Below are 21161 nucleotides of genomic sequence, written 5' to 3'. Positions count from 1 at the left end.
TCCTGTGATACCGCCAGGAGAAGCAATGCTTCTGCAAGACGGAAGGGGAATACATGCCGTGCGCAGGCCAAACGCTGAAGCGGTGCTACGAAAAAGCGTGCAAATGGTATGTCGTCTTATGGTTTCATTATAGCGTAGAAAGCAAAAAATGGCAAGTGTTAAATCTTTTTTTAGGACAAAAAATGGACCAATTCGACAAAATATCAAGAAAATTTGTCAACGAAAGTATGTTTTGGCCCCGAGCCTTCCCGCCAGCCCAGCACCTTGTCCACATCCACATTTTTGACCGCGTTGAGGATGTTGGCTTCGATCTGCGGGTTCTCGGCCGCCAGCGAGGCGATCAGCGCTTTGATTTGCGCGCGTTTGGTGTCCTGCTTGCGCGCGGATGCCGGGCAGCCACAGGGGAGAAAGGTCAGACCGCAGGCCTCGGCCCAGTCCTGTACGGCGCGCTCGCGCACCTGATACAGCGGACGGATGAGCTCCATACCCGGATAGTTGCGGCTTTGCAGCCGGGGCAACATGGCCTGCACCTGGCCGCCATACATCAGGCCCATCAGAACGGTTTCAATGGCGTCATCGTAATGGTGGCCCAGGGCAATTTTGTTGCAGCCGCGGGCCTGTGCCTCGGTATAAAGATGGCCCCGGCGCATTTTGGCGCACAGGAAACAGGGGTGTTCGGCGGCATGGTTGGCCGCCACGCGCAGTACATTGGTGTGGAAGAATTCGACCGGAAGTTCCAAGCGTTCGGCATTTTCCTCAATGTGGCGGCGCACTTCGGGTGCATACCCAGGGTCCATGGCCAGAAAAATCAGGGAAAAGGGGATGCGGCCATACTTTTGTTGGTTTTGCAGCAGTTTGGCCAGCAGCATGGAGTCCTTGCCGCCCGAAATGCAGACCGCAATGCGGTCGCCGGGGACGATCAGATGGTATTCGTTTAACGCGCGGACAAAGGGGTCGCGCAGGGTGCGCGCAAAGCGGGTGGTCAGTACGCGTTCAATCTCACGGCAGTCGATGAAAACCGCTCCTTTCTATTTGACAGTGCGAATGTTGCATAAGATTATGATGCACCAAAATGCGCGGTCTGTCAAACCGGCGGCATGCGCAGGCCGGACCGGCAAATCAGGCAAAATGTGCAGGGTTTCCGCCGTTCGCCGGATGGCATCCGGAAGTGTTGGGCGAAATGTCTATTTTGAAGCGAAAAAATTCGTGTATTTTGTCTATTGCTATGCTTGCATTTTTTTTGTATTCGCAGTATCCTAAATACATCAAAAGAAACAAACAAATGGTCAACCGGAACCAGAAATGCTCATAAAGCAGACTGGCCGACCGGCATTTCAATTGCTCATATCACCTCTTTTCTCTTCTTCTCAGGCAACTTCGCTCCCAAAGAGCGAAGTTGTTTTTTTGTTGGAAAAAATCGTGCAAAAAAATTTTTTTAAAAAATTGCAAATTTCCTCTGGACAAATGCCGCCCCATGCGCTATAATAAATATCGCTGACGCGGAAGAAACGCGGGTATGGCGGAATTGGCAGACGCGCCAGATTTAGGTTCTGGTACCGCGAGGTGTGCAGGTTCAAGTCCTGTTACCCGCACCAACTTCGACCAAAAAAATTTGACATGCAGATGTGGCGGAATGGCAGACGCGCTAGCTTCAGGTGCTAGTGCTCGCAAGGGCGTGAGGGTTCAAGTCCCTCCATCTGCACCAAACACATCGCAGACGATAGTCTGCGATGTGTTTTTTTATATCCAAATGCCAAACTCTACGGAGCGTTCCTTGCCCGGATGCGCAAATCCGGGTACAATAAGCTGCGGGAGGTGAAAACCGTGGATGCAAGCAAAATCGGTGCGCTCATCCGTTCGCTGCGGCGCGAAAAGGGATTGACCCAAAAACAACTCGCCGACCGGCTGCTGGTCAGCGACAAGGCGGTGAGCAAGTGGGAGCGTGGGGGTTCACTTAGATAAAGATACCACATCAATCCCACGCTGACTTTTGCTCAACCGATACAGCCGGAGGGCTGGATAACAAGAAAAGGCGGTATGCGCCCCGTGGAGGGGTAGCGTACCGCCTTTTCTTGTGGGGGTTTCCAAAGGGGGCAACGCCCCCATTTGGCACACGACTTTGCGAAGCAAAGTGTAGTGTGTTATACGCTCTGTCGGCGTTGCCGTGAAAATGCCGTTGCCGCCGGGGAGGGCAAGGGCATTTGGAGCAGCAGGAAAACAGGGCTGTGCTTGCGTGGCGTAGAGCCGTAAGCACAGGTCTGGTTTCAACAGCAGACTGGGCGTATATGAAAGCCCCCGTCCCTCGTCCTACGCTCCGACTTGTGGACAAAGTGTCCCGAAGTTGTGGCTACACTCCCGGAAAAGTAACAGGACAGCGGGCAACCGTCAAGGCTGAAATGAACGGGTGAACTGCACCCCAAAAGTTGGACAAGAAAGTCAACGAAAGGGGTGCAGAAATCTATGGGAAAAGAATTGTTCAGTGAGGAATTAAAATTAGCAGTTGTTCAGTATGTACTGGAAGGGCATACACGCAAAGAGGCATCCGAGAAATTTTGCGTATCCTGTACGCCGATTGAAAAATGGGTAAACTTGTATAAGCTGCATGGTGCAAAAGGACTTCTAAGCAGAAATCTGGTTGGCCGACAAAAAGGCTTTGATGGCGAGTTTCGCCTAAAAGTGTTACAATACAAGCAGGAACATCACTTATCCTGTACACAGACAGCTATGCACTTTTGCCTTGATGTTGTAACAGTGTGCCGGTGGGAGAAGAAATTCCAAAAGGAAGGTGCACGGGGACTTATGAAAAAGCAGGCGACAAAAGGTAGCGAAAAACGACAAAAGAAGCAGGAACAGTCGGAGCTGCAACAGGAAAACAAGCGGCTGTCAGAAGAAAATTACCGGTTGAGAATGGAGAATGATTACCTAAAAAAATTAAACGCCTTAATTCAGAAGCGGGAAGAACCCGAATAAGCGATGTTGTGGCTGCTGTTACAGAATTAAGGCGTGATTATCCTCTGGCAGCATTACTTAAACTGGCCGGCATTCCCCGAAGTACATACTACTATCATTCCCGGAAAGCCAATGCTGTGGATAAATACGCAAAAGAAAGGGCGGAAATCATAGCAATTTATCAGGAGAATCAAGGCCGGTACGGGTATCGGCGGATTGGTATGGAATTACGCAACAGAGGCTTTTGTCTGAACCACAAGACGGTACAAAAGCTGATGAAGGAGTCAGGCCTAAAATGTATGGTACGAATGAAAAAGTATCGTTCTTACCGTGGAGAAGTCGGCAAGATTGCACCAAATCTACTGGCTAGAGATTTCCATGCGGAAAGGCCGAATCAGAAATGGGTAACTGATGTGACTGAGTTTTCCCTGTTTGGAAACAAACTTTATCTTTCTCCTGTGCTTGACCTGTATAATGGTGAGATCATCAGCTATGCCATCAGTGAACGGGCTAATTACCGCCAGGTGGATGAGATGCTGGATAAAGCATTCTCCCGGCTCCCGGACAGCAGCGGGCTGATCCTTCATTCGGATCAGGGCTGGCAATATCAGAACGTCAGGTATCAAAAAAGACTGTTAGAAAAAGGCATTCGGCAAAGTATGTCCAGAAAGGGAAACTGTCTGGACAATGCGGTTATGGAAAACTTCTTCGGACTGTTAAAATCGGAACTGCTATACCTGCGGACGTTCCAATCATTAGACGAGTTCTGCCAGGAACTGATCGCTTATCTTGAATACTATAACCATAACCGAATCAAAGAAAAATTGAATGGGTTAAGTCCTGTCCAATACAGAATTCAAAATGGCTTTGCCGCATAACTTTTGTCCAACTTTTGGGGAGCACTTCAATGCGCCGTTCATCTTGACCGTTGATTGGCCCCGCTAACTTTGCTACTCTGTTCTAAGTAATTCCTCAATTTGTTTTTTCATATATTCTACAAGTGCCATCGCTTCCTTTTCTACAGTCTCCCATTCATCAGACAAATTTCCCAAATAAGCTTCCTTTGCCGTTGTTAGCAGGGGGGGAAATCTCTCCGGCAATTTTAAAATTACCCATTTTGCGGCAACATCTTTTGTCGTGATTTCTTCTGTTACTAAAGTAAACCACATTCGTGATAAGGTTAATAACACATTTCTTTCATCACCCTTAAAGCTGGAAATCAAACCAGGTAAAGAAAACCGAATTGCTTTTTTAATTTCGTGAAATGGGATAGCGGGAATAAGCTCTTTGCTTTCCGCCCCCTTCAAAGTTATGCTATTTTTTCTTGCTTGCCATAATAAAATCATTATATCTGGGTCATTGCAGGCTTGCGGATATTCTCCTGCTTCCATCTCTCCCCTTAGCCATTCACCATACATATACTGACATTTTGGCGGAAATTGCAGCGGAACAATATCAGATTGATTGATAATAGTTACCTCTAAAGGTCTTTTTTCAATACAGCCTACGGAGCCAGAAATTTTCAATAATTGCTTTGTTAGATCTGCTCTGATTGAATTACTCAATTCTTGTTTAGTAATTATCAGTATATCTATATCACTATCTGGACGCAGCCCATTCATTGTTGCTGAACCATATAAATATATCCCCAATATTTGACCTTGTAATATGGTTTCTGCTATTGAAATAACTTGATTTACTTGTTGTGGAAATTCATTTATATTCATTGTAATCAACCATTCGGCCGCATTGCGTCCGCACAAATAGGGATGAAAGAGTGCAGACAAACGACCGCCTTTCTTGTAGAATTTTGTTGAGGGGGAAGCACACTACAACGCACGGTAGGGTGAGTCGTAGATTACATCCAGAGTTCAAGCCAGTATTGTAATCAGTGTTAGAACCGCCTTTTCAAGCACAAATAAGTGGCGCTACGAGCCCGCACACTAAGAATTGTATTAACACCTGTTAATTGCTTGGCAGTTCAGTCCCTGCATTCTCCTTGCTACTATTTTGATGAGGAGGTTTTACTGTGAAAGTCGTATTCCCAACCTGCTGCGGTGTAGATGTTCACAAAACATTTCTGGTTGCTACCATCATCACCACGCCCGCAGACAGCTTGCAGCCCCACTATCAGAAAAAGCGATTCAGCACATTTAACTCGGACTTGAACCGTTTTGCCGACTGGCTCCTGGAACGCGACTGCCTGGATGTCTGCATGGAGTCTACTGGGAAGTATTGGGTTCCTGTATTCAACATCCTCGAAAAGCGCGGCATTCGTGTCGTGATTGCCAACCCCAAATGGGTAAAGGCTGTCAAGGGAAACAAGGATGATACGAAAGACTCCAAGTGGATCGGGGATCTGTTTCGTATTGGTCTCGTGAAAAGCAGCTTCATCCCCAATTTGGATATCCGCATTCTGCGCGAGTTTACCCGCTATCGTTATAAGCTGGTTTCTATGAAGAGCAGCGAGAAAAATCGCTTTCAGAACGCTTTTACCGTCTGCAATGTGGCGCTGGATTCCGTTGTGTCCGATATGTTTGGCAAGTCCGCAACTGCTATTACGGACTACCTCGCATCCGATGAATCCTTTGACGCTGACCATTGTGTTTCCCTGTTACAGCGCTCCCTCAAAAAGAAAGCCGAGCAAGTTCTGGAGTCTATTGTGGGCTTCTCTATTGCCGATGAACAGAAAGCTCGCATCAAAATTATCCGTGAGCATTATGATTTTATTGGGATGATGATTGCTAAGGTAGATGCCTGTGTCAATGAGATGGTCGCAAAATATGAAGGTGAAATCAATCTTCTTTGCACCATTCCGGGTATTAACCGCAACTCCGCAATCACCATCATCTCTGAAATCGGCATAGATATGCATCAGTTTGGCTCTTCCAAGCGGCTTTGCTGCTGGGCCGGATTGACTCCCGGCAATAACGAATCTGCAGGAAAGAAAAAGTCTGTTCGTATTTCTCGGGCCGGTGTTTATCTCAAGCCTGCTTTGGTGCAAGTCGCTCACGCTGCGGTGAAGGACAAGAAAAATCCTTATTACGCCCTGAAATATGAGCGCATTGCCAAGCGCAGGGGCAAGAAACGGGCAATCATTGCTATTGCCAGAATGATCCTGACGGCGATCTACTCTATGTTCTGTACCGGCGAAGTATGGAACCCGGTGGATATCTTCAAAATTGATATGCCGGAACATCTGAAAGAGCAGCAGCTTGCTAAAGCAATCAAGCAGGCTAAACGATTCCTCGAGAAGCAGGGATTAACAGTTGCTTAACTCTGGTTGGATATGCTTCAACCTTGCAAAATGTATTGTTTGCAGGGGCGTCTTTCTGCGCCTTTTTGACCTCTGTGCTGGAACGTTGCTTACTTTCACACTAACTCCTATATGTATTTATTTTTACTCCTCAACAACTGATAAAACAGCGTCTAAGGCTAATTCTAAGGCTATGGATATACTTGTTTTTCCCCATTCTCTTTCTTGGTATTTATGAGGGTCTGCAAGAGTATCGGCTGAAAAAAGCAGCATAGCCCATGTAACTTTTCTAAATTTTGCACACGCCGCCAATGCGGAACATTCCATTTCTACTACTTGACATCCCTCTTCTTTCCGATACTGAACCATTTCTACTGTTTCTCGATAAAAACCGTCTGTTGTCCATGTTTTAACTTCCCAATATGGTATATTCTTTTGGCTTAAAGCAGATTCAATCGCATTTATACCAGCCTTTGAAATCTCTACTTCTCGGGAGGGAGGAAGATAATGGTAAGATGTTCCCTCATCTCTCAATGCAGAAACAGGTATCAAAAATCTATTTTCCGGGATGTCTTCCAATACGCCGCAGGAGCCGACGGAAATAATCTTTGTTACACCCCCTGCAATTAAATATTCTAAAACTTGGACGGCAGCAGCACTTCCCACAGGAGCCGGACATAGACATATTTTCTCCTGATTATAAAGACATTCATAAATAGGATATCGTCTTGTTGCACTTTCAAATTCATCTATCTGTATTCCATCATGGGTATGTGCATAATTTTCAACCTCGTCTCCTAAAAAAGCAAACACTGCTTTTGCAGGAAAACATTTTTTCCCATTTCCCGGCTGAAAAACAGCTTTTGATGCGGTATCGTACTCTAAAACAGGGTAGTCATGCTTTACTAATGGCATATTATTATCTCGAATAACAGGCTATTATTCTATTCCTTTCATCATCTTTTTTGCCAACTGCTTGAACAGGTCGGCAGTTTCTTCATCCATCGGCGTAAGCTGTCCGATCTGTCCGGCAACCATCGCCGCTACATCGTCAATGGAAAGCGGGTTTTGCTTCTGTTCCGCCAATGCGTCCCGCATGGCTTGGAACATCGCGGCGGTCACAGCTTCTCCCGGCTGTTCCCCGTTGTCAATGTCTTTCTTAATATCCCGCAGGATAGCAAGGAACACATTTTTGATTTTCTCAATCTCCGCCTCATGTTCCCCCATCTTCTGGGCGTTCAAAAGCTGTAAATCCTGCTTTGCTTCCGCCCGGTGTTCCGGGTGTTCTTTCATCAGGTCGGACAGGGAAGCCGTTGCTATCTCGATAAGCTGGTTTCTTGCTGTTATGCCTTTTGCCGCTGTGTCCTGAAAATAAATCCGTATCAAATCTATCAGCTTAGGGAAATTCCTGTGTTCCAACAGGCGGTTGAGGATTTGCACATCAACAGCACCCGTCACGAGCCCCCTCACGGCTCCCTCGGACAAGCCTAATTCAGAAATATCGTAGCTTTTACGGACGCTCACGGTGGATAAGCCCAGTATGTAGTCTGTCGATACCTTAAATTCCTTTGCCACGCCTATGAGAATATCACTGCTGACCGTTCTCGTTTCGCCGCTGACAATGCGGCTCAACTGGGAAGCGGAAACCCCTATCTTCTCCGCAAGCTCCTTTTGTGTGATGTGGTTCCCGTTGCATAAATCGGAAATCCGCTGTCCGGGTGTTCCGGGTAAAGCCATAGATACGCACCTCCTCCGCATACTTCCATTATACAGAATGATTGTAAAAAATGCAATTTCCAAAGTGTAAACTTCATCAAAATGCAATTCTCGCAAAATTCCGGGGATTGCATTTTTTTCGTGTAGACTTAGGGTAGTTCATCGATGGACAGCACCTTGAAAACAGAATGACCGTCCGAAAAGGAATACCCCGGCTGGGGAAGCACCGCAAGGAACCGGACTTCGAGACAAAATGTCCCGAAGCTGCGGGGAGCGTGCCAACGCCGGAACACGCCGCAGGAATGGGGCAGGAAACCTTTTCGGGGAGAACGGCAACGGAAAGCAAAATGGAGGGAACGCATGAGAGATAACCCCTATAAAGACTTGCCGCCACTGGAACGCAGGCCGGACGGTTCCCTTTACCGCATGACACCGGCGCAGAGAAAACAGGCGGCCAGCCTGATACGCCGGGAGTGTTGTTGCTGTGAGGACGGCAACTGCATTGTCCTTGATGATGGGGACACCTGCACCTGCCCGCAGACGATTTCTTTCTCGGTCTGCTGTAAGTGGTTCCGCTGGGCGGTCTTGCCGCTGGACGGGACGCTGGAAGCGGAAATTTTCCGGGATAAGGACTTGAAACGCTGTGCGGTCTGCGGTGGCGTGTTCGTCCCCAAATCCAACCGGGCAAAATACTGCCCCGGCTGTGCCGCCAGAGTTCACAGGCGGCAGAAAACAGAAAGTGAACGGAAAAGGAGGTCTGCTGTGGACAGTTAGGAGCGAAAAAAGCCTTGATTTATCAGGCTTTGCAAGCCCCAAACCGGGGCAGGTGGTATAAAGTATCGCCCGCCCCGGAAAACGGGCTTCTAACCGTCCACAAAACGAACTATGACAAATACCATCTATATCCACCAGCCGGAAAAGGCGTTCAGCTTCACCCGGCTCCCGAATTTTCTCTTTGAAGCCCCCACATTCAAGCCCCTGTCCAACGAGGCAAAGGTTCTGTACGCCTTTATCCTGCGCCGGACAGAGTTATCCCGCAAGAATGGGTGGGCGGATGACTGCGGACGGATTTTCCTGTATTACCCTATCTGTGAAGTGGTCACACTGCTCCATTGTGGGCGGCAGAAAGCGGTGAATACCCTGCGGGAACTGCAATACGCCGGACTGGTGGAGATCCAGAAGCAGGGCTGTGGAAAACCCAACCGCATTTTCCCAAAATCCTATGAAGCGGTTCCAAACACCGACTTTAAGAAATCCCGTTCTGGTACACCGGAGGACTGAAAACCGTACCCATGAAGTACGGAAATCACTCCTGAGACGTACGAAAACCGGACGGTATATAGAAATACAAAGATAAAAAGACTGATTTATATTCTATCCATTCCAATCCTATCCGAGCTATTTTCTGCGGGATTTTCCCTGTGGAAAACCCCGGATAGGAAAGGAATGGGGAAAGGAGCAGAATGGCACAACACGCAATTTTACGGTTTGAGAAGCACAAGGGCAACCCGGCAAGGCCGCTGGAAGCCCATCACGAAAGACAGAAAGAACAGTATGCCAGCAATCCCGACATTGACACAAGCCGGAGCAAATACAACTTCCATATCGTCAAGCCGGAGGGACGCTATTACCACTTCATTCAGAGCCGGATTGAGCAGGCCGGGTGCCGAACCCGCAAGGACAGCACACGGTTTGTCGATACGCTGGTAACTGCCAGCCCGGAGTTTTTCAAGGGGAAATCCCCAAAGGAGATACAGGCGTTTTTCCAGAGGGCGGCGGACTTCCTCATTGGCCGGGTAGGACGGGAAAATATCGTGTCGGCGGTGGTACACATGGACGAGAAAACGCCCCACCTGCATTTGACCTTTGTTCCGCTGACAAAGGACAACCGCCTGTGTGCAAAGGAGATTATCGGCAACCGGGCAAACCTGACGAAGTGGCAGGACGATTTTCACGCCTATATGGTGGAGAAATATCCTGACTTGGAGCGTGGGGAGAGCGCCAGCAGGACAGGCCGGAAGCATATCCCCACCCGGCTTTTCAAACAGGCGGTTTCCCTCTCCCGGCAGGCAAGAGCCATTGAAGCCACACTGGACGGCATTAACCCGCTGAACGCCGGAAAGAAAAAAGAGGAAGCCCTCTCCATGCTGAAAAAGTGGTTCCCGCAGATGGAGAATTTCTCCGGGCAGTTGAAAAAGTACAAGGTCACAATCAATGACCTGCTGGCGGAGAATGAGAAGTTGGAAGCAAGGGCAAAGGCCAGCGAAAAAGGAAAGATGAAAGATACGATGGAACGGGCAAAGCTGAAAAGCGAACTGGACAATTTACAGCGGCTGGTTGACCGTATCCCGCCGGATATACTGGCGGAACTGAAACGTCAGCAGCGGCACACGGTAAAGGAAAGGTGATAGATATAAGCAGAAATTTTCGCCGCCTTTGTGCGGCATTGTACCTTGAAAACTGAATATGGAGGACACTGGATGGCAAAAAGTGAAAGCGATATTTTTACACCCCGAACAGGGCAGGTTATACAAGCAGAGAACGGCACGCAGTATTTTGTATGTGGGAACAACCGTATAAAAATCTCCGAACACTTCGCCGCAGGCGGGAAGCCCCTCGGTGATCTGATTGTAGATGTGGTGCGGCATACCGCAGAAAAAGCCGCTTCAACCTGATAGCCCATCATTGATAACACGCCCACGCTTATGATATAATTGCCATAGAGCAAAAGTATTGTAAGCGTGGGTTGTTTCTTTAGAAGGAGGATTTTTACGGTGAAACAACCTTACAATACTACGATTTACAACACGGCGCTTTATATGAGATTGAGCCGGGACGATGAACTGCAAGGAGAAAGCGGGAGTATTCAGACACAACGCATGATGCTCCGGCAATATGCCGCCGAGCATGGCCTGAATGTCATAGATGAATATATCGACGATGGATGGTCTGGAACGAACTTTGACAGGCCGGATTTTCAGAGAATGATTGATGACATTGAGGACAGGAAAATCAACTGCGTTGTTACGAAGGATTTATCCCGCTTAGGCAGAAACTACATTCTGACCGGCCAGTACACGGAAATCTACTTTCCCAGCAAAGGCGTCCGCTATATCGCTGTCAATGACAATGTGGACACCATCAACGGAGAGAATGAGCTTGCCCCATTCCTCAACATTCTGAATGAAATGCACGCCCGCCAGACCAGCAAAAAGGTAAAGGCGGCCATGCGGACACGGTTCGCAAATGGCGCACACTATGGAGCCTATGCTCCGCTTGGCTATGTCAAAGACCCAGATAAGAAAGGCCATCTTCTGATTGACCCGGAAACAAGGTGGATTATCGAAAAGATTTTTGACCTTGCCGTTCATGGCCGGGGAGCCGCCAGCATTACACGGATTTTGGTCGAAGAAAAAGTACCTACTCCCGGCTGGCTGAATTTCCAGAGATACGGCACTTTCGCAAATATCTATGCCGGAGCGCCGGAGGAAAAAGCCTATGCGTGGACGATAGCGCAGGTGAAAAGTATTCTGAAAGAGGAAACCTATATCGGACACAGCGTCCACAATAAGCAGACCAATATTTCATTCAAAAACAAGAAGAAAGTACGCAAGCCAAAAGAGGAATGGTATCGTGTGGAGAACACCCACGAAGCGATTATTTCCGAAGATGTGTTCCGTCAAGTACAGGAGCAGATTTGCAACAGGCGCAGACGGCAGAAGAACGGCACAACACAGATATTTTCCGGGCTGGTAAAATGTGCGGACTGCGGCTGGTCGCTGGCCTATGGTATGAACAGCCAGAACAAAAATCCCTATGCCCACTACCATTGTAGCAAGTACGGGCAAGGATTGCACCAGTGTTCCATGCACTATATCCGCTATGATGTGCTTTACGCCTATGTCCTTTCCCGTCTGCAATACTGGTCTGTGCTGGCACAGCAGGATGGGGACAAACTTCTGAAACGGCTACTTAACGCCAGCGACAAGGAACGCAATACTGCAAGGAAGCGGCAGACAGCCGAACTGAAAAAGGCGGAAAAGCGCAAAGCAGAAGTAGACACCCTGTTTGCAAAAATGTATGAGGACTGGTCTGCCGGACGCATTACAGAATACAATTTCAATATGCTGTCCGAAAAGTATCAGGGCGAACAGCGAGAATTGGACGCAAAAATTGAACGGCTTCACGAAGCGATGGAGGCCGCCGCCCAGACAGCGGTTGACGCTGAAAAGTGGATAGGTCTGATGAAACAGTATGTCAATCCCACAGAATTGACGGCTGAACTTCTGAATACGCTGATTGAAAAAATCCTTGTCCATGAAGCGGTCAAAAGTGAGGACGGAAGCCGGGAACGGGAGGTAGAAATCTTCTACCGCTTTATCGGCAAAATCGAATGACACATCTTGAGATACCCAACAATATCTTTAACTAAGGGAAACCGGCGGCGGCTGTCCAGACGTGTCTTTGCTTCCCGACCTGTCGCGGGCGCTGGGGGTCGACTTGGAAGGCCTGCTGGCCGGCGACCTGGGCGAAAACGAACGGACAGGAGGCAATATGAAACACCTGAAATTTTTTGTATGCCCGCAATGCGGGAATATTTTGACCGCGTCGGCCGACACCAGTTTGTCCTGCTGCGGCAAGAAGCTGACCGCGCTGACACCGTACAAGGCGGAGGAAAAATTAAATGTGGAACTGATTGAAAACGACTATTTTGTCAGTTCCGGGCATCCGATGGAAAAGGACCATTACATCAGCTTTGTCGCCCTGTTGACCGGCGATGCGCTGGTGCTGCGGCGGCAGTATCCCGAATGGGATTTGCAGACCCGTCTGCCCCGGCTGGGGCACGGCAAGCTGGTCTGGTATTGCAGCCAGCATGGTTTGTTCTATCAGTTGGTTTGAGAAAAAAGCGGCTCCCAACTTGGGAGCCGCTTTTGTGTTACCGCTCAAACAGATGGTCGATCAGGGTGTAGCCCTTTTCGATATAGACGCCGGTCTGCTGCGCCGATGCTTCATTGTAAAGAGCGCCGGTGCCCAGCTTAGCCGTGCTGTCATACAGCAGATAGGGGACCGGGTCGCCGATGTGCGTACGCAGGCGGATGGGCGTCGGATGGTCGGGCAGGATGAGCATGCGGAAATCCTCACCCGAGGCCGTCAGCGCGTCGTACAGCGGACGGATGACGCGGCCATCCAGATACTCAATGGCCTTGACCTTGTTCTCTACGCTGCCCTGGTGGCCCATTTCGTCGGGCGCTTCGACATGAATGTAGGCAAAGTCATTGCCGTCCTCCAGCAGCGCCTTGGCCGCCGCAGCCGCCTTGCCTTCGTAGTTGGTGGTCAGGCCGCCGGTGGCGCCTTCGACCTCCAGAACCTGCATGCCTGCGCCGACTGCGATGCCCTTGAGCAGGTCGACGGCCGAAATCATTGCGCCGCGCTTGCCGGTCTTTTCGGTGAACGACGACAGGGCCGGCTTGGTGCCTGCGCCCCAGAACCAGAGCGAATTGGCCTTGTTTTTGCCCGCCTTGGCACGTGCGACGTTCAACGGATGGTTGTCCAGAATGTCAAAGCTCTGCTCCATCATGGCGCGCAGCTTGAGATCTTCGGGCAGATAGTCGCCGATGACCTTGCCCAGGATGTCATGCGGGGGCGTGATGTCCTGCACGACGCCGCCAGCCCAGATCAGGCAATGGCGGTAGCTGGTGCCAACATAGAACTGATAGGTTTCATTTTCAAACACCGGACGCACGGCTTCGATGAGCTGGGCTGCGTCTGCGGTCGAAATTTCATCGGCGCTGTGGTCGATGATGGTGCGCTCGGCATAGGGAACGCCGGGTTCATCGGATAGGGTGACGGTATTGCAGCGCAGGGCGATGTCGGTCGCCTGCATGGGCACACCGATACTCAGCGCTTCGAGCGGCGAGCGGCCCGAATAATATTTCTCCGGGTCATAGCCCAGTACGGCGAGGTTGGCCGTATCGCTGCCCGGTTTCATGCCGGTCGGGATGGTCTTGGCCAGGCCGACTTCACCCGTCTGCGCCAGCTGGTCGATCATCGGGGTCTTGGCAAAGGCCAGCGGCGTCTTGCCGCCCAGCGCTTCGATCGGTTCATCGGCCATGCCGTCCCCTAAGACGATTACGTATTTCATAGGCGAGTTCTCCTTTGTGCTTTTTTCCATTTCGCGTATTATTATGGCGCAGAAAATCGGTTTTGTCCAGTGTTTGGCGGGTTTTCAAGCAAAATGGCCACGTCCTGGGGACAAGGGGATGCGGTGTCTTTGGGTGAAGGACAGTTGACCGCCAACACCTATCGATACAATCCGCAGGACAACAAAAAAGCTGCCGCATAAAACGGCAGCTTTTTTTAAAACCAGACTTAGATGGTGAACAGGCCAAAGACCTTGGTGGCCAGCTCGGAGAGCAGAATCGCCATCAGCAGAACTGGCGCGATCCAGCGCACCATAACGCGGTGCAGCTTTTCGCGGTGGAACGCATTGGCACCCTGCTTGACCTCGTCGGCAATGACCTTGGTACCGACCACATGACCGATGAGGATACAGGTGAGGAACGCCACGATGGGCATGAGAACCGAGTTGGACAGGAAATCGAAGAAATCCAGGAACTGCATGCCGATGATCGTGATACCAGCCCACGGGCCATAACCCAGGCAGGACGGAATGCCGACCAGCAGAACGACTACGGTCATCAAAATGGTCGTCGGACGACGCTTGAGCGGCGTCTTATCCATGACAACCGATACGATGGTTTCCATCAGCGAAATGGACGAAGTCAGTGCGGCAAACAGCACCAGCAGGAAGAAAACAGCACCGACAACCGTACCAAAGGCCATGGATTCGAAAACCATCGGCAGGGTGACGAACATCAGGCCCGGGCCCGCATTGATCTGGGACGGATCGCCGCCGTTGAACGCAACGACCGCCGGGATGATCATCAGACCGGCAACAAAAGCGAACAGGGTGTCGAAAACTTCGATCTGGGTGACCGAGTGCTCCAGGATGTTTTCACGCTGCATATAGGAACCATAGGTGATCATGATACCCATAGCCAGCGACATCGAATAGAACATCTGGCCGAGTGCGCCCAGCACGGTGGAAGCCGAGAACTTGGAGAAATCGGGCATGAGGTAGTATTTCAGGCCGGTCATCGCGCCATCGATGGTCAGCGAGTAGATCGCGATGAGGATCGCCAGGACGGCCAGAACCGGCATCATGAACCGGCTGGCGCGTTCAATGCCCTTTTCAACGCCAAAGATAACGACCAGAGCGGTCAAAAGTACAAAAATCAGGAACCACGGTGTCGGGCCACTGAAATCCAGCATGGTGCTGCCGATGGAGTCTGCATCAAAGCCGATGAACGAATTGAAATAATCGCCGCCGTCTGCGGTAGCCATAGCGCCGCCGGACACAAACTCAAACAGATATTTCATAACCCAGCCGCCGATGACACAATAATACGGCGTGATGATGACCGGTACAAAGGCGGCAATCCATCCGAGGAAACCAAACCGCCGGTCGAGCGCCTTATAAGCACCGATGCACGACAGACGGGTCTTACGGCCGATTGCAATCTCGGTGATCATCAGCGCAAAGCCAAACGATACGACCAGAATCAGATACACCAACAGGAAAATACCGCCGCCATATTTTGCGGCAAGGTATGGGAAGCGCCACAGGTTGCCAAGGCCGACTGCGGAGCCTGCCGCCGCCAGGACGAAGCCCAGACGGCTGGAAAAGCTGCTACGTTCTTGTTTCACGTCAATTACCCCTTCTTTTTTGCCGCCTCCAGCGTGCGGCGAATTCCCTTATCCGCTTCTGCTGTCCGCAGGAAACAGATATAGATATTATGCCACAAACAGACCCGAGATGCAATATCTTATTATCAAGCTATCTTGCCAAAACCAAAAAAACCTCTCCCAATGGAAGGGAGAGGTTTTTTTACTACTTGATTTGCGAGAGTTTGACGCCACGGGTGTGCGCAATGGCCTTCCATTCGGTGGTGCGGTGCACCAGGCAATAGGCGTTGATGGGCAGCCAGCTCATAATAAAGACCCAATAGGTCAGGATGCCCCGCAGCATAGGCAGCATGGGTTTGCGTTCCAGAATCATGACCAGAATGGACATGCCCAAGGTGATGCCATAGGATACCACCACAGACAGGAACAGCTGGGTGAAGATCGGTGTGCTTGGGAACAGGTTGTAATGCACTTGCAATATGCGCAAAAGTTGTCCCAAAATCAGCGACGCCAGCCACGAAAGCTGCATCAGCGGCGCAAGCAGGAACACGATCTGGTCAAACCGCGCACGCATGCCATGGAAACCATGGGAAAACAGACTGCGTACCAGCGGCATGAAATACCGGGCCAGACACTGGTATGTACCCGTCGACCAGCGGCAGCGCTGCCGCCACGATTGCAGGAAGGTCAGCGGCTGCTCGTCGTAGGTGATCGCCTGCGGCACCCACTCGACCCGCACATCCCGCAGGATGCACTTGGTGGTAAATTCGATGTCCTCGGTCATGGTATGGGTGTTCCAGCCCCCCATGGACTGCAACAGTCCCAGGTCGGCCATGAAGCCCGAACCGTTGACGATGGCCGACAGGCCAGCCGAATTGCGGGCATGACTATAAAACCGGTTGACCATCCAGTAATACAGCGAATAGTTGCCCGAGATGACCGTATCGTGCGGGTTTTTGCTGTCGCGGAAGCCCTGCGCAGCACGTGCGCCCGAACACCAGGCATTGTTCATGGCCCGCAAAAAGCCCGGGTCCACGACATTGTCGGCGTCGAAAACACAGATGGCATCATGCTCGCCCTTGGCGCTCAGTGTGGCAACCACCTGACGCAGCACATCGCCCTTGCTGTGCACCGGGAATGCACAATCGAGAATCTGCGCGCCCGCCGCACGCGCCACCTGCTCGGTTTGGTCGGTGCAGTTGTTCGGGATGACATAGATGTCAAACAGTTCTGTTGGATAGTCCTGCGCCACCAGGCTTTCCACCAGATGCCCAATGACCGCTTGCTCGTTGCGGGCCGCCACCAGCACAGCAAAACGACATTTGGGTGCGTGCTCCTTCCAAACCCGCTTGCGGGTGAAGGCATGGGGCACGAAGATGATGTAATAACACATGTAGACGGTTAGGAATAGGCTGAAAAGCCATAGCGCGGTATCTAGGATCGATATAAAGCGCATAACACACCCCCTGAATTGAACTCCGTGAATCTCTTCACTGTACTACATCGTTTCATACAGTATAAAACTTGTCCGGGAGTGGTGTCAACTAGGTTTTCGATATCTTATGGAAAACTTAAAAATTTTTTTGGTTTGTAAATTTTTTGCATCCTGTGGAGAAAAGAATGGAAAAAATCAAGGTAGACCGGAAAATTTTTCTTGACAGACCGCCAATCGTCGGCTATTATCAAGAGCAACAAAAAACGAACATTAGTTCGAGAAAGGAGGAGCTGTGACCAGACAGCAACGGCAGGAAGAAGAGATGCAAAGGCGGCTGTGGGAGAAAATGCCGGCGCTCATCGACCGGCTGATCGAACTGGCCGAGGACGGCGAAACCAAGCCCACGACCATCGTATCAGCCATCAAGGAAATCAAGGCCATGGCCGAGGAGATGCGCGAGCGGCTGCCCCAGCGGGTGGAACTGACCGTGAAGGTGGTGGAGGATGCGGGCGCGTAAAAAACGATATGGGTTCGAGATCACCCGGCGGCAGGCCGATTTTATCCGGTCGTCGGCCGTAGAAACCCTGTTCGGCGGCGCGGCCGGCGGCGGCAAGAGTTATGCACAGCTTGTGGATGCTTTGGTGTTCGCCGTGCAGTATCCGGGCAGCCGGCAGCTCATCCTGCGGCGTACCATGCGCGAACTTGAACGCTCGCTCATCGCCGTGAGTGAACAGCTTTATCCACAGGTTGTGGGTAAGTTTGTGCGCAGCGACGGGGTGTGGCGGCTGGTGAACGGTTCGGTGATCGAATTTGGGCACTGCCAGTATGAAGGCGATGTGACCCGGTACCAGTCGGCTGAGTATGATGTGATTCGGTTTGACGAACTGACCCATTTTTCCTTTTATCAGTATACGTATCTCATCAGCCGCGTGCGCGGCGCGAATGGATACCCCAAACAGGTCAAATCGACCACCAATCCGGGCGGCCCCGGGCATGACTGGGTGAAAAAACGCTTCATCGACGCCATGCCGCCCGATACCGTGGCCGAGTTCGAGGGCGGCACCCGGGTGTTCCTGCCCGCCCGGGTGACCGACAACGTCTTTTTGATGCAGCGCGACCCGCGCTATGTGAGGCGCCTGGAAAACCTGCCGCCGCGCGAACGCAAGGCCCTGCTCGAAGGAGACTGGGATTTGCAGGAGGGCCGGTATTTTTCCGAGTTTTCCCGGGAAATCCATGTGGTCGAGCCGTTTGTCGTGCCCGACGGGTGGAAACGCTGGCTGACAGTCGACTATGGCCTGGATATGTTCGCCGCTCTGTGGGTGGCCCAGGCTCCGGATGGCCACAGCTATGTGTACCGCGAGGTGTATGAGCCGGGGCTCATTTTATCCGAAGCCGCCGAACAGGTGCGGCGCGCCGAAGGCCGGGAGGTTATCGATGTGCGGCTGGCGCCGCCCGATCTGTTCCACCGCAGGCAGGAAAGCGGCCGATCGGCCGCCGAGATTTGGCAGGACAGCGGGCTGTATTTTGAGCCGTCCGGCAACGAGCGAGTCACCGGCTGGTATGCGGTCAAGGAACTGCTGCGGCCCATCCCGGATGGAGCGGGCGGGCTGACCGCCCGGCTGCAAATTTTTTCGACGTGCCGCAATTTGATCCGCACGCTGGGGGCTGTGCAGCACGACACGAAAAATCCCAACGATGTGGCCGGGCAGCCGCATGAACTGACCCATGCCCCGGACGCGCTGCGCGGCTATGCAGTTAGCGTATGGGAGCCCGGTGAGCCCGAGCCCGACCGGGCGGCCGGGGAAGTGCGGGAGTTTTTGGAGTTTCGCACCTAAAATGGGTGCACACAATGGGAGGAGGCAGGAACATGGAAACCATGGTATTGCAGACCCTTTGCGCGGGGGCGATGGCGCTCATCGGCGCCCTGATCGCGCGCGGCTGGCCGCATGGCCGGGACGAGGACGCCCACACGGCGGCACGCGAAGCGCCGCCGGATGCAGCCGACGACGCGTTCGCCGACGATCTGGCCGCCCTGCTCGCGTACACGGGCGAAAAGGAGGACAAGGATGAAACAATTTGATCCATCCCCGAGCGCGGTGTGGCGCGCCTATGAGCGCGGGCAGGACTACAAGCGCAGCATCGGTTTATATGAACAGGTCAAAAAGAACGAGGACTTCGTGCAGGGCCGCCAATGGGAAGGGCTGCGCGTCAATACCCTCGACCCGTTGATTTTTAATGTGCTGCGGCGCTGCGTCAATTTGTTTGTGGCCATGATGGTCAGCGACGACGTGGCCGTGAGCGCGGCCCCCTTTGCCCGCGACAGGGACAGCGACCAGACCGAGCGGGTGCTCGAGCAGGCCTTTGAAAGCGCCATGGAGCGCAGCAAGGTCAAGAACTTAAACCGCATGGTGCTGCGCAACGCTTGCGTGGACGGCGACGGCTGCTTGTACATCCATTTTGACCCGGACATCGAAACCGGGCAGTATGCCAAGGGCGACATCCGTGTGGAGTGCATCGACAACACCAACGTCTATTTTGGCAACACGGCGTCCGACGAGGTCGAGCGGCAGCCGTACATCATCCTGGCCATGCGCCGCGATGTCGATGAAGTCAAGACCGAAGCGCTCAAAAACCGCCGTCCGAGCGCGGATATCAACGCCATCCGTCCGGATGGGGAGGGCGAAAACATGACGCCCCACGAAAAAGACCGCCGTGTGACCGTGCTGCTGCGCATGCGCAAGGTGCCGGGCGGCGTGGCCTTTCAGAAAACCACCCGGCACGCGACCGTGATGCGTGAGAAGGTGCTGCCCTATACCCGCTATCCGCTCGCGTTCCTCAGTTGGGACCGGCGCAAGAATTGCTGCCACGGCGTGTCGCCCGTGACCGAGGCCATCCCCAACCAAATCGCCATCAACAAGCTGTACTCCATGTATGTGCAGTGCATCAAACAGGTGGCGTTTCCCAAGATCATTTACGACATGACCCGTTTCCCCAACGGGTACTCGAGCGAGATCGGCAAGGCCATCGGCATGCGCGGCAACCCCAATCAGGCCGTGCTGACTGCTTTCAAGGCCCCCGATATTTCCAGCCAGGTGCTGAACGTGCTAAAGCAGATGATGACCGACACCATGGAGCTCATGGGTGCGTCAGACGCCATGCTCGGTAACGTCACGCCGACCAATACCTCGGCCATCGTGGCCGTGCAGCAGGCCACGGCCGCGCCGCTCGAACTGGTCAAGCTGGAGTTTTACCGCTTCATTGAGGACTGGGCCCGTTCGTTTTTGGATTTGATGGGCGCGCACTACGGCGTGCGCCGTTATACCGTGACCGACGAAGAGGGCAACGAGCAGCAGGTGGAATTTGACTTTAACCAGCTGCGCGGCGGGGAGATGAAACTCAAGGTCGAAGTGGGTGAGGCGAGCTACTGGTCGGAGACCGTGCAGACGGTGACCAACGACCGGCTGGTCGAAACCGGTCTGATCGCTGACCCGCTGCTTTATTTGCAGAATGTGCCCGACCAGCACATGAAGGGCAAACGCGGCCTGATGCGTGCGCTCAGAAAACGACAGGAGGAGGAAAAGCAGAATGAACAAAACCGACAAGCAGACCAATCCGTTTAAGGAGGGGGAAGCGGCGCCTCCGGCAAGTGGCGATACGGTAACGCTCACTGTGGACGGGCAGCAGATCACGCTGACCATGGACCAGCTTATCCAGGCGGCCGTGAGCGGGCTGTCCCGCCGGGGCGAGATGATCCGCATGGCCGGGGCGTCCGGCCAGGTGCCCAATGGCCAGGTGTATGCCAATTTCATTGCCGCCTATCCGGACGTGCAGCCGGGCGACATCCCGCAGGAGGTCTGGCAGGACGCTCAGACCGAAGGCAGTCTGGTATCGGCTTACCGCAAGTATGAGATCGCGCTTTTAAAGGCGCAGCTCCAGGCGCTCGAACAGAACGCCCGCAACCGCCAGCAGGCCGTCGGCTCTGCCGCCGGGGACGGCCAGCCCGCGCAGATGGACCCCGTCATCGCCGCGCTGCGCGGAGAAATGTAAGAGAATAGGGAG

General features: G+C 52.3%; 20 protein-coding genes, 2 tRNA genes and 1 pseudogene. 16 read left to right on the top strand and 7 right to left on the bottom strand.

What is annotated here, in order from left to right; genetic code table 11:
• Positions 1–203 precede the first annotated feature (203 nt).
• Positions 204–962: a tRNA lysidine(34) synthetase gene (locus EFB11_RS14385; protein WP_279220566.1), complete on the bottom strand. Its 759-nt coding sequence runs from the start codon at positions 960–962 to the stop codon at positions 204–206.
• Positions 963–1510: 548 nt separating this feature from the next.
• On the opposite strand from EFB11_RS14385, the gene EFB11_RS14375 reads away from it, so the two are divergent.
• From EFB11_RS14375 to EFB11_RS14355, 4 genes and pseudogenes are all read left to right on the top strand, one after another.
• A tRNA-Leu gene (locus EFB11_RS14375) sits at positions 1511–1595 on the top strand.
• Positions 1596–1619: 24 nt separating this feature from the next.
• Positions 1620–1705: transfer RNA gene (locus tag EFB11_RS14370), tRNA-Leu, on the top strand.
• Between the two features lie 119 nt (positions 1706–1824).
• Positions 1825–1947 (top strand): annotated as a pseudogene (locus EFB11_RS14365) (helix-turn-helix domain-containing protein); the annotation flags it as partial.
• 513 nt (positions 1948–2460) lie between these two features.
• A protein-coding gene (locus tag EFB11_RS14355) for an IS3 family transposase (protein WP_122789290.1) occupies positions 2461–3827 on the top strand; the annotation gives its coding sequence in 2 pieces (ribosomal slippage) (positions 2461–2962 and positions 2962–3827; 1368 coding nt in all).
• Positions 3828–3899: 72 nt separating this feature from the next.
• Here the strand turns inward: EFB11_RS14355 and EFB11_RS14350 are convergent.
• Positions 3900–4676 (bottom strand): ANT(9) family aminoglycoside nucleotidyltransferase, encoded by a 777-nt coding sequence (locus EFB11_RS14350; RefSeq protein WP_002578722.1) that lies wholly within the window; start codon positions 4674–4676, stop codon positions 3900–3902.
• Between the two features lie 302 nt (positions 4677–4978).
• Here EFB11_RS14350 and EFB11_RS14345 point away from each other — a divergent pair, with 302 nt between their 5' ends.
• Positions 4979–6226, top strand: a complete 1248-nt coding sequence (locus tag EFB11_RS14345; protein WP_122790868.1) for an IS110 family transposase — start codon at positions 4979–4981, stop codon at positions 6224–6226.
• 123 nt (positions 6227–6349) lie between these two features.
• On the opposite strand, the gene EFB11_RS14340 is transcribed toward EFB11_RS14345, so the two are convergent.
• On the bottom strand, positions 6350–7120 hold the full coding sequence (locus EFB11_RS14340; RefSeq protein ID WP_002578723.1) for a nucleoside phosphorylase: 771 nt from the start codon (positions 7118–7120) through the stop codon (positions 6350–6352).
• A 24-nt stretch (positions 7121–7144) separates the two neighbouring features.
• Positions 7145–7942 carry a helix-turn-helix domain-containing protein gene (locus EFB11_RS14335; protein ID WP_002578724.1) on the bottom strand — a complete coding sequence of 266 codons (798 nt, stop codon included), beginning with the start codon at positions 7940–7942 and terminating at the stop codon, positions 7145–7147.
• Positions 7943–8281: 339 nt separating this feature from the next.
• On the opposite strand from EFB11_RS14335, the gene EFB11_RS14325 reads away from it, so the two are divergent.
• The 6 genes from EFB11_RS14325 (at position 8282) to EFB11_RS14295 (ending at position 12820) form a co-directional block, all read left to right on the top strand.
• A complete protein-coding gene (locus EFB11_RS14325) occupies positions 8282–8695 on the top strand; it encodes a cysteine-rich VLP domain-containing protein (RefSeq protein ID WP_058722955.1) in 414 nt (137 codons plus the stop codon).
• A gap of 111 nt (positions 8696–8806) precedes the next feature.
• Positions 8807–9202: a replication initiator protein A gene (locus EFB11_RS14320; protein WP_008666017.1), complete on the top strand. Its 396-nt coding sequence runs from the start codon at positions 8807–8809 to the stop codon at positions 9200–9202.
• 182 nt (positions 9203–9384) lie between these two features.
• Positions 9385–10329 carry a MobV family relaxase gene (gene mobV, locus EFB11_RS14310; protein WP_122790866.1) on the top strand — a complete coding sequence of 315 codons (945 nt, stop codon included), beginning with the start codon at positions 9385–9387 and terminating at the stop codon, positions 10327–10329.
• A 72-nt stretch (positions 10330–10401) separates the two neighbouring features.
• Complete coding sequence (locus EFB11_RS14305) at positions 10402–10596, top strand: hypothetical protein (protein ID WP_002334813.1); 195 nt, start codon at positions 10402–10404, stop codon at positions 10594–10596.
• Between the two features lie 99 nt (positions 10597–10695).
• Positions 10696–12318, top strand: a complete 1623-nt coding sequence (locus EFB11_RS14300) for a recombinase family protein (RefSeq protein WP_087231426.1) — start codon at positions 10696–10698, stop codon at positions 12316–12318.
• Between the two features lie 61 nt (positions 12319–12379).
• Complete coding sequence (locus tag EFB11_RS14295) at positions 12380–12820, top strand: XRE family transcriptional regulator (protein WP_206424194.1); 441 nt, start codon at positions 12380–12382, stop codon at positions 12818–12820.
• 37 nt (positions 12821–12857) lie between these two features.
• Here EFB11_RS14295 and EFB11_RS14290 read toward each other — a convergent pair whose 3' ends face one another.
• The 3 genes from EFB11_RS14290 to EFB11_RS14280 all read right to left on the bottom strand — a co-directional run bounded on the left by EFB11_RS14290 (position 12858) and on the right by EFB11_RS14280 (position 17123).
• Positions 12858–14063 carry a cofactor-independent phosphoglycerate mutase gene (locus EFB11_RS14290; RefSeq protein ID WP_122790864.1) on the bottom strand — a complete coding sequence of 402 codons (1206 nt, stop codon included), beginning with the start codon at positions 14061–14063 and terminating at the stop codon, positions 12858–12860.
• Between the two features lie 227 nt (positions 14064–14290).
• The gene (locus tag EFB11_RS14285; RefSeq protein WP_122790862.1) at positions 14291–15688 is read right to left on the bottom strand and encodes a sodium-dependent transporter; all 1398 of its coding nucleotides are present in this window, start codon (positions 15686–15688) and stop codon (positions 14291–14293) included.
• A gap of 184 nt (positions 15689–15872) precedes the next feature.
• Positions 15873–17123 carry a glycosyltransferase family 2 protein gene (locus tag EFB11_RS14280; protein ID WP_122790860.1) on the bottom strand — a complete coding sequence of 417 codons (1251 nt, stop codon included), beginning with the start codon at positions 17121–17123 and terminating at the stop codon, positions 15873–15875.
• A 271-nt stretch (positions 17124–17394) separates the two neighbouring features.
• On the opposite strand from EFB11_RS14280, the gene EFB11_RS14275 reads away from it, so the two are divergent.
• Genes EFB11_RS14275 through EFB11_RS14255 form a run of 5 tightly spaced genes read left to right on the top strand, consistent with a single transcriptional unit; the run spans position 17395 to position 21149 of the window.
• A complete protein-coding gene (locus tag EFB11_RS14275) occupies positions 17395–17619 on the top strand; it encodes a hypothetical protein (RefSeq protein WP_122790858.1) in 225 nt (74 codons plus the stop codon).
• Positions 17606–18937, top strand: a complete 1332-nt coding sequence (locus tag EFB11_RS14270) for a terminase large subunit domain-containing protein (protein WP_122790856.1) — start codon at positions 17606–17608, stop codon at positions 18935–18937. The genes EFB11_RS14275 and EFB11_RS14270 overlap by 14 nt, the downstream gene beginning before the upstream one ends.
• Positions 18938–18951: 14 nt before the next feature.
• On the top strand, positions 18952–19182 hold the full coding sequence (locus EFB11_RS14265) for a hypothetical protein (protein ID WP_164706790.1): 231 nt from the start codon (positions 18952–18954) through the stop codon (positions 19180–19182).
• On the top strand, positions 19169–20722 hold the full coding sequence (locus EFB11_RS14260; protein WP_122790852.1) for a hypothetical protein: 1554 nt from the start codon (positions 19169–19171) through the stop codon (positions 20720–20722). Before EFB11_RS14265 ends, EFB11_RS14260 begins: the two co-directional genes overlap by 14 nt.
• Positions 20688–21149, top strand: coding sequence for a hypothetical protein (locus EFB11_RS14255; protein WP_122790850.1), 462 nt, complete (start codon positions 20688–20690; stop codon positions 21147–21149). The genes EFB11_RS14260 and EFB11_RS14255 overlap by 35 nt, the downstream gene beginning before the upstream one ends.
• Positions 21150–21161: the final 12 nt, after the last annotated feature.

Origin of the sequence: Intestinibacillus sp. Marseille-P6563, from assembly GCF_900604335.1 — a bacterium.
Taxonomy (GTDB): domain Bacteria; phylum Bacillota; class Clostridia; order Oscillospirales; family Butyricicoccaceae; genus Butyricicoccus_B.
The sequence above is the reverse complement of the archived record's forward strand: the minus strand, read 5'-3'. Positions and strand labels throughout refer to the sequence as shown.